Below are 7699 nucleotides of genomic sequence, written 5' to 3'. Positions count from 1 at the left end.
GGACTGTTGGGTGCGACGGCGTATACCCACTCCGCCGGCTACTTCGTGACGTTTATGACCGGCAACGCCCAGCGCGCGGTGCTCGGGTTTTTCCGCGACGAACATTGGTTGGCGCTGTCGGCCGCGGTGCTGATATTCGCATTTCTGGCCGGCGTGGTGAGCGCGTCGTTGTGTCGGCGATACATCTGGCCCACCCGACCGCACGGGGCGACCGTGCTGACCACGTTGGCGCTGGTGCTCGCGACGGTGCTCGACCTCACGGTCGGAGGCGGGCCCACGCTTCCGCTGCCGTTCCTGCCGGTCGCGTTGGTGACCTTCGGTGTGGGCACGTTGAATACCACGTTCGTCAAGGGTGGCGAGGTGTCGATCCCGTTGAGCTATGTCACGGGGACGCTGGTGAAGATGGGTCAAGGTATCGAACGCCACCTCAACGGGGGGACGCTCGAAGACTGGTTGGGATATTTTCTGCTGTTCGCCGGGTTTGTCGCCGGTGCCACCGCCGGCGGATTCATCAGCCTGGTCACCGGTGGCACCCAAATGCTGGCGGTCGCCAGCGTGGTCTGCGCACTGACCACCGGATACACCTATCTGTATGCCGACCGACGCGGCCTATGGAAGTAGCCGGGGCCTAATGGCGACGCCGAACGTGCGCCCAAGGATCGGCAGCAGCGCTGGGGGTGCGCTGCTGCCGATCTTGGGGGCGGTGTCAGGCGGCGTTCGGTGCGCCGTTCAGCACTCGCTGGATGTCCGGCTTCATGGCCACCAGCTGCTGGTTCCAGTAAGCCCAGTCGTGCGTGCCGTTGGACGGGAAGTTGAACACACCGTTGGTGCCGCCGGCCGCCAGGTAGTTGGCCCGGAAACTTTCGTTGGTGCGCAACGTCATACTTTCCAGGAACTTGGCCGGCATGCTGTCGCCACCCAACTCGTTGGGGGTGCCGTTACCGCAATAGGCCCAGATGCGGGTGTTGTTGGCGACCAGCCGCGGAATCTGGACCGTCGGGTCGTTACGCTTCCACGCCGGATCGCTCGACGGACCCCACATGCTGTTGGCGTTGTAGCCGCCCGAGTCGTTCATCGCCATGCCGATCAATGTCGGCCACCAGCCCTCCGAAGGGTTCAAGAACCCTGACAACGACCCCGCATACGGGAATTGCTGCGGGTAGTAGGCGGCCAGGATCAACGCGGACCCGCCCGACATCGACAGGCCGACCGCGGCGTTGCCGGTGGGTGAAACACCTTTGTTGGCCTGCAACCACGGGGGCATCTCCCTGGTCAGGAACGTCTCCCACTTATAGGTGTAATTCTGGCCGTTACCCTGCGACGGCTGGTACCAGTCGGTGTAGAAGCTGGACGTTCCACCGACCGGCATGACGACCGACAGACCCGACTGGTAGTACTCCTCGAACGCGGGGGTGTTGATGTCCCAGCCGTTGTAGTCGTCCTGGGCGCGCAAGCCGTCGAGCAGGTACACCGAGTGCGGTCCGCCACCCTGGAATTGGACCTTGATATTGCGACCCATCGACGGCGAGGGCACCTGCAGATACTCGACCGGCAGGCCCGGCTTGGAGAACGCCCCCGCGGTCGCCGAGCCGCCGACGGCACCGACCAGGCCAGGCAGCAGCGCCGCCCCGATGGCCGCGATCGTCAGCCGACGCGGTAACCGTGTTGCCCCGTCCCTCAACTTCTCAACGAACTTCATAGCTCCTACCCATCCCAACTTTCATCTGTCGCAAATTGCGGTCGAATAGCTGTCGGTCGCAGTCAAACACAGCAGGACGACATGTCCCGATTACCGCCTCGGGGTGTGATGTCGCGGTTGGCTAACGATTGAGCCTCGGCGCGGGCTCAAAGATAACGGTTATGTTTCAGGCATCGCTTCGACCGTGAATTAATCAGCGTCGCACAGCCTTCCGACTGCGTGCTAGCCGTACTGTCTGACGATCGGGTGGAGGAGGACATCCTTCAGCGAGCCGTTGTCGACCGTCGTGGTCATGTATGTGCATGACGGTTGTCGGCGACGATCGGTCGGTGATCCTGGGTTCAGCAGCCGCAGACCGGTTTTCGTCGTGGTGTCCCACGGGATGTGGCTATGGCCGAACACCAGCACATCGCTTTCCGGGTAGCGCCGTGACATCCGCGCCTCCCGGCCGGTCGCGGCGCCAGTCTCATGGACGACGGTGAAGTGCAGGCCGCCCAGCATCTCATCGGCACGCTCCGGCAGGCGTGACCGCAGTACCGGTCCGTCGTTGTTCCCCCAGCACGCCACCAGTCGAGCGGCCTTTGCCGCCAGCTCATCGAGCAGCTTCGGTGTCACCCAATCGCCGGCATGCAGGACGACGTCGGCTTCGGCGACCCGATCCCAGACCTGCGCGGGTAGATCGCGGGCACGCAGCGGGATGTGGGTGTCGGCAAGGAGGAGCAATCTCACCCGGTCATTCTGCTCGATGTTGGATCTGGCCGAAACCGTCGATCGGGCAGGTGGCACGATGCTCACAGCCGGAACAGAGGAGAACACCTAATGCGCACCTTCGAGTCAGTCGCCGACCTCGCAGCCGCCACGGATCAAGTCATCGGGCAGAGCGAGTGGGTGACCATCACTCAGGAAGACGTCAACAAATTCGCCGACGCGACCGGGGACCACCAGTGGATCCACGTCGATCCGGAACGGGCGGCGAAGGGCCCGTTCGGTACCACGATCGCGCACGGGTTCATGACACTGGCGCTGCTGCCGCGGCTGATGCACGCGATGTACACGGTCAACGGCATAAAACTTGCCGTCAACTACGGCCTGAACAAGGTCCGTTTCCCTGCCCCGGTGCCGGTCGGATCCAAGGTGCGGGCGCAAAGCTCGTTGGTCGGCGTCGAAGACCTCGGCAACGGAGCCGTGCAGGCGACGGTGTCGACCACCGTGGAGATCGAAGGATCCAAAAAACCCGCGTGCGTGGCCGAAAGTATCGTGCGCTACATCTCCTAACGCCGCGAGCCCGGCCTAAACGCACGGTTCGGGACTAACGGCACTATTGCGCGACCGACCCGAGCGCGTCGAAGCCCTTCTGCTGGAGCTGGTACCGAAGTGGTCTGCTGAAGCCCAGCAGCGGGATCTCCCGGGCGCCGCTGGTGAAGAACGTGAACGCCGCGATGCCAGTGGCCGGCGGCAGGTTGCGTGCGAAGTTCCACAGCCTGGGTGTACGGCCATGAAGTAGATTCCCGACCCGAAACCGATCAGGTCATACTCGGACAACGTCTCGGGATTGACTGCCTCGGGTTCGGCGACCTCAACCTGTAGCACCTCAGCCATTCGGTCGGCCACTCGACGGTTATTGCCATGCGAAACCGAAACACAGACCACAAGCGACTTTATGGCTCTTACCTCCTCGAACCCGGCCTTGATGGGGTTATGCTGAACGGACATTTCGCTCGCGGGCAAGGGCGGCATCCTGAGCCTGGGGCGGTGGTCACTTGCGCAGTGGTCGGGGGTAATCGAGGGTGGCGGTGACGAAAGACCCTTCCCGGCTGGGACTTCGGTCGATGTGAAGGAGGAGGGAAGCACTGTCGGAACCGTGCTGTTGGGCCCTGGTGCCCGATCAGCCGGAGTGATCGGATCGATCCGATAGGACGTAACGGGGGGCACGATGAGTTCAGCAACGAGCTCGACGGGGATGGGGTGGCTATGGTGGCGCAGCCAGCCGCCGCGGTACATGCCGGCGACGACGACGATCTACCAATTGACCGACCGACTGCACGACGGGCATACAGCATGCGTACCCGGCGACGAGATCGCGACAACGATATCCACATGGCTAGCCGAACTAAACGTCCACAGCTCGTTGGCCGACGACCTGGAACACGCGGTCCAGACCGGTGACTGGCCGGCAGCGCACGCCATAGGCAAGCACTTATCTATCGACGTGACCATTGCCGCGTGAGCCGGTAATCGGGGACAATTGCCGACCCTTTGACTGACTTTGGGGGCGTTCGCCCACCGGCTGAGTCAGAATTCGGCGACTGCGTGCTCCACGCGTTCAGCCAGTCGGGCTTGTGCCTCGGCACGACGGGTGGGCAGATGCTGGGACGGGAAAGGCGTTGATACCGGCTGATATTCACGCAGAGTGCGGCGGGCGACCGTCATCTTGTGCAGCTCGGTGGCGCCGTCGGCGATACCCAGAGACTCTGCAGCGATCATCATCTTCACGAATGGCATCTCGTTGGAGACGCCGAGCGCGCCGTGCAGGTGCATTGCGCGCTGCACCACGTCGTGCAGCACCTGAGGCATCGCTACCTTCACCGCCGCGATGTCACGGCGCACCTTCTGATAATCATGATGCTTGTCGATCAACCATGCGGTGCGCAGCACCAGCAACCGGAATTGCTCGATCTGGATCCAGCTGTCGGCGATTTTCTCCTGGGTCATCTGCAAATCGGCCAGTTTGCCGAATCGGGTCTGCCGCGATAGCGCCCGCTCGCACATCATGTCGAACGCGCGGCGGGCCAGCGCGATCGTACGCATCGCGTGATGAATCCGGCCACCGCCGAGCCGGGTTTGGGCGATCGCGAATGCCTGGCCTTCGCCGCCGAGCACATGGTCGGCGGGCACCCGTACGTCGGTGTAGCGGACATAGCCGTGAGTCCCGTGTGACTCCGTGCCGACCCCGACGTTGCGGACGATTTCGATGCCCGGTGTCTCGGCCGGAACGATGAACAGTGACATCTTGTCGCGGGAACGCGCATCGGGGTTGGTGACCGCCATGACGATAAAGAAGCTGGCATGTTTGGCATTGCTGGAGAACCACTTCTCGCCGTTGATCACCCAGCTGTCGCCGTCACGCTCGGCGCGGGTGACGAACAGACCCGGATCCGAACCGCCCTGCGGTTCGGTCATCGAATAGCAGGAACTGATCTCGCCGTCGAGCAGCGGCTGCAGATAGCGCGCCTTTTGCTCGTCGGTGCCGAAAAGCGCGATGATCTCGGCATTGCCCGAGTCGGGCGCCTGGCAGCCGAACACTGACGGCGCCCAGCGGGACCGGCCGAGAATTTCGTTGAGCAGCGCGAGCTTGACCTGGCCATAGCCTTGGCCGCCGAGTTCGGGTGTCAGATGCGCCGCCCACAGTCCCTGCTCCTTCACCTTCTGTTGCAGAGGCCGCAGCACCGCCATCGTCTCGGGGTTGTTCTTGTCGTACGGATCGAGCGCGACCAGATCAAGCGGCTCGAGTTCATCGACCATGAATTCTTCGACCCAGCTCAGTTTCTGCTGGTATTCCGGGTCCGTCTCAAAGTCCCACACAGTCGAAATTCCTTGAAGTCGGCCTTTCCGGTGACGCCTGTAGACGCTACAACTAACGGCGGCCCGCCGCTAACCTTGGTCGATGTGACGGTCGAAGCACGCCCGGCGCGCAAAGCTGATATTCGCGCGCTGTCCCAGACGCTGGGCGGCGCCTTCTACGACGATCCGGTGACGATGTGGATACTGCCCGACGACAAGTCGCGCGCAGTGCGGTTGCCGCGGTTGTTCAGGGCCCAGACCCGGCACCATCATCTCGCCGGAGGTGGTGTGGAGGTGGCCTGCGACGGGGCGGCGATCGGCGCGGCGGCGCTGTGGGATCCACCGAACCGATGGCAGCAATCCAGGCGAGCGCAACTGGCGATGCTGCCGTCACTGATCCACACCTTCGGCGTTCGCCCGGCGGCGGCCCGTGAGGTCGTGGAAGTGATGAAGCGCCACCATCCAGAGGAACCGCATTGGTATCTGGCGGTCATCGGCACCGACATCAGCGTGCGGGGTCACGGGTTCGGGCAGGCGCTGATGCGTTCCCGGCTGGACCGCTGCGATGCCGAGCACTGTCCGGCGTATCTGGAATCGAGCAAACCCGAGAACGTGCCTTACTACGAACGCTTCGGCTTCGCCGTCACCGGCGAGATCACGCTGCCCGGCGGCGGGCCGACGCTATGGCCTATGTGGCGGGCACCGAGGTAGCCCACCCCTGAACCGAGCGCGCAGGGCGGTCGAGTGAATTTTTAGCTGCCGTTCAGTCCGACCACGGCGTGACCGGCCGCTCCCGACGCCGACCGTCGACGGTGACGTCGACCCGTTCGTCGAAGAAGGCGACGCGGTCACGCACCGGCTCGGCGTCACGCAGCGGCCGGTGGTAGGTCCAGGCCACATCGGCGGGGCCGTCGGGCACCGAATAGTAGGACGCGCGGCCCTTGTAGGCGCAGTAGCTGACGGTGTCGGTCGGCTCCAGCTCCACGACGACGTCGGTGCGCGGCAGATACCACCGGACCGGCAGCAACGTCTCGAACAGCAGCAACGGGCGCGACGATTCGGCCAGCAACCGGCCCTGCCATTCGATCCGGACATGGCGGCTGCCGGCGAGGATGTCGATGCGTTTGAACGGGTCATGCGGATGGGCGACGATCGACTCCTCTTCTTCGCGCCACTCGAAGGCGTTGAAGTCGAGGACGAGGTACCCGGCCAGGTCGGGGTCGTCGGGCTGGAATGCGGCGGGCTCCAGTCGCGCCACGATGTCGGAGTCCGGCACCGCGTACGTCGGGACCACCCGGCCCGGCTCCCACACCAGCCGGGCATTGACGGTGTCGGCGACCAACTCGCCGGCTAGGTAGACGCGAAGCCGCTTCTCGGTGGGCTCATACCGCAACGATCCGAGCGCACTGCCGAGCAGATCCCGCATCCTGATGGCCATCTTTTCATCCATGCCGCAATCAGGGCTTGCTGCGCCAGCCGGCGACGCCGACGGCGATCATCCGCAACTGCTTGACATGGGTCCGCTTGATGTCGGCCAGCGCCTCGGCGCCCTGGGCATCCTCGATCGACTCGGCGATGACGATCATCGAGTTGACGAACAGGGTTGCCAATATGTTGAGGTCCTCGGTGCTCCAGGCATTGAGCCCGTCGAAGCGGGCAAGGTCGGTGGCCAGTTCGGAGGTGATGAGCCGCAGCTCGGTGCGGATCGCGTACCGCAACACCGTGACCCCGCTGGAGCGCTCCCGGTAGATGAACCGCCAGTGCTCGCGTTGTTCGGCGATGCTGGCGACGACGATCTCGACCGACGACTCGATCACCCGGTTGGGATCGAGCTTTCCCGCGCGCGCTCCGCGCAACATGTCGCGCAGGGTCCGAAACGACTCGTCGATCAGCACCAGCCCGAGGGCCTCCATCGACTCGAAATGACGGTAGAACGCCGCGGGCACAATCCCGACCTCTCGCGTTACTTCACGCAGGCTCAGGCTCCCGAAGCCGCGATCGGCAAGCAGTTTGAGCGCAGCCGCGACGATGGCCCGCCGAGTGGCCTCCTTGCGCTCTTCTCTGGACTGGCTTTCGCGGCCACGTCCTCGGCCCGACCGGTGCGGCCGTGAGTTTGGCGTACGACTGTTCACTATGTGAACTCTACCACAGTGCTGCGGTAATACTTGACGACCTGGCGCCTCGTGACGCACGGTGTACAGATGTTCACCCAAACTTTGAAGAAGCGGGTGCTGGGTTCCGGCCTTGTCGACCTGCTCACCGGCCCGCACGGCGTCGATCGGTACACCGAGCTGGTCGACCCGGCCTGGACGTCGGGGGAGGCCCGCGCCAAGGTCATCGACGTGCGCCGCAGCACACCGCGCAGCGTCACCCTGACGCTGCAGCCGAACGCGGGATTCGATCACACCGTCAGGGCCGGCCAGTACGTCAACCTCTCCC

The 7699-nt window shown here is 64.1% G+C and carries 9 protein-coding genes and 1 pseudogene; 5 read left to right on the top strand and 5 right to left on the bottom strand.

Annotated elements, in window-relative coordinates:
- A partial coding sequence (locus ACRDTL_RS02890) for a YoaK family protein (RefSeq protein ID WP_431505215.1) occupies positions 1-621 on the top strand: 621 nt, incomplete at its 5' end.
- A gap of 85 nt (positions 622-706) precedes the next feature.
- Here the strand turns inward: ACRDTL_RS02890 and ag85C are convergent.
- Entirely contained in the window at positions 707-1699 is a 993-nt protein-coding gene (gene ag85C, locus ACRDTL_RS02885) for a diacylglycerol acyltransferase/mycolyltransferase Ag85C (RefSeq protein ID WP_431505214.1), read from the bottom strand.
- A 222-nt stretch (positions 1700-1921) separates the two neighbouring features.
- Positions 1922-2428, bottom strand: a complete 507-nt coding sequence (locus ACRDTL_RS02880; RefSeq protein WP_431505213.1) for a metallophosphoesterase family protein — start codon at positions 2426-2428, stop codon at positions 1922-1924.
- A gap of 90 nt (positions 2429-2518) precedes the next feature.
- Between ACRDTL_RS02880 and ACRDTL_RS02875 the strand changes: the two genes are divergently transcribed.
- Together ACRDTL_RS02875 and ACRDTL_RS02870 are read left to right on the top strand one after the other, a co-directional pair.
- The gene (locus ACRDTL_RS02875; RefSeq protein ID WP_431505212.1) at positions 2519-2974 is read left to right on the top strand and encodes a MaoC family dehydratase; all 456 of its coding nucleotides are present in this window, start codon (positions 2519-2521) and stop codon (positions 2972-2974) included.
- A gap of 685 nt (positions 2975-3659) precedes the next feature.
- Positions 3660-3926, top strand: a complete 267-nt coding sequence (locus ACRDTL_RS02870; protein ID WP_431505217.1) for a hypothetical protein — start codon at positions 3660-3662, stop codon at positions 3924-3926.
- A 65-nt stretch (positions 3927-3991) separates the two neighbouring features.
- Here ACRDTL_RS02870 and ACRDTL_RS02865 read toward each other — a convergent pair whose 3' ends face one another.
- Positions 3992-5281, bottom strand: coding sequence for an acyl-CoA dehydrogenase family protein (locus ACRDTL_RS02865; RefSeq protein WP_431505211.1), 1290 nt, complete (start codon positions 5279-5281; stop codon positions 3992-3994).
- An 84-nt stretch (positions 5282-5365) separates the two neighbouring features.
- Here ACRDTL_RS02865 and ACRDTL_RS02860 point away from each other — a divergent pair, with 84 nt between their 5' ends.
- Positions 5366-5971, top strand: coding sequence for a GNAT family N-acetyltransferase (locus ACRDTL_RS02860; RefSeq protein ID WP_431505210.1), 606 nt, complete (start codon positions 5366-5368; stop codon positions 5969-5971).
- A gap of 52 nt (positions 5972-6023) precedes the next feature.
- Here ACRDTL_RS02860 and ACRDTL_RS02855 read toward each other — a convergent pair whose 3' ends face one another.
- Together ACRDTL_RS02855 and ACRDTL_RS02850 are read right to left on the bottom strand one after the other, a co-directional pair.
- On the bottom strand, positions 6024-6698 hold the full coding sequence (locus ACRDTL_RS02855) for a DUF427 domain-containing protein (RefSeq protein ID WP_431505216.1): 675 nt from the start codon (positions 6696-6698) through the stop codon (positions 6024-6026).
- Positions 6699-6717: 19 nt separating this feature from the next.
- Positions 6718-7392, bottom strand: coding sequence for a TetR family transcriptional regulator (locus tag ACRDTL_RS02850; protein WP_431505209.1), 675 nt, complete (start codon positions 7390-7392; stop codon positions 6718-6720).
- Between the two features lie 69 nt (positions 7393-7461).
- Here ACRDTL_RS02850 and ACRDTL_RS02845 point away from each other — a divergent pair.
- Positions 7462-7699, top strand: a pseudogene (locus ACRDTL_RS02845) (ferredoxin reductase); the annotation flags it as partial.

The organism is Mycobacterium sp., from assembly GCF_050700595.1.
Classification (GTDB): Bacteria; Actinomycetota; Actinomycetes; order Mycobacteriales; family Mycobacteriaceae; genus Mycobacterium.
This window is presented reverse-complemented; position numbering and strand designations above follow the sequence as displayed.

Excerpts from the sequence above, each read along its gene's own strand:
- ag85C (WP_431505214.1), bottom strand. The coding sequence starts at position 1,699 with ATGAAGTTCGTTGAGAAGTTGAGGGACGGGGCAACACGGTTACCGCGT.
- ACRDTL_RS02875 (WP_431505212.1), top strand. The coding sequence starts at position 2,519 with ATGCGCACCTTCGAGTCAGTCGCCGACCTCGCAGCCGCCACGGATCAA.
- ACRDTL_RS02870 (WP_431505217.1), top strand. The coding sequence starts at position 3,660 with ATGGGGTGGCTATGGTGGCGCAGCCAGCCGCCGCGGTACATGCCGGCG.
- ACRDTL_RS02855 (WP_431505216.1), bottom strand. The coding sequence starts at position 6,698 with ATGGCCATCAGGATGCGGGATCTGCTCGGCAGTGCGCTCGGATCGTTG.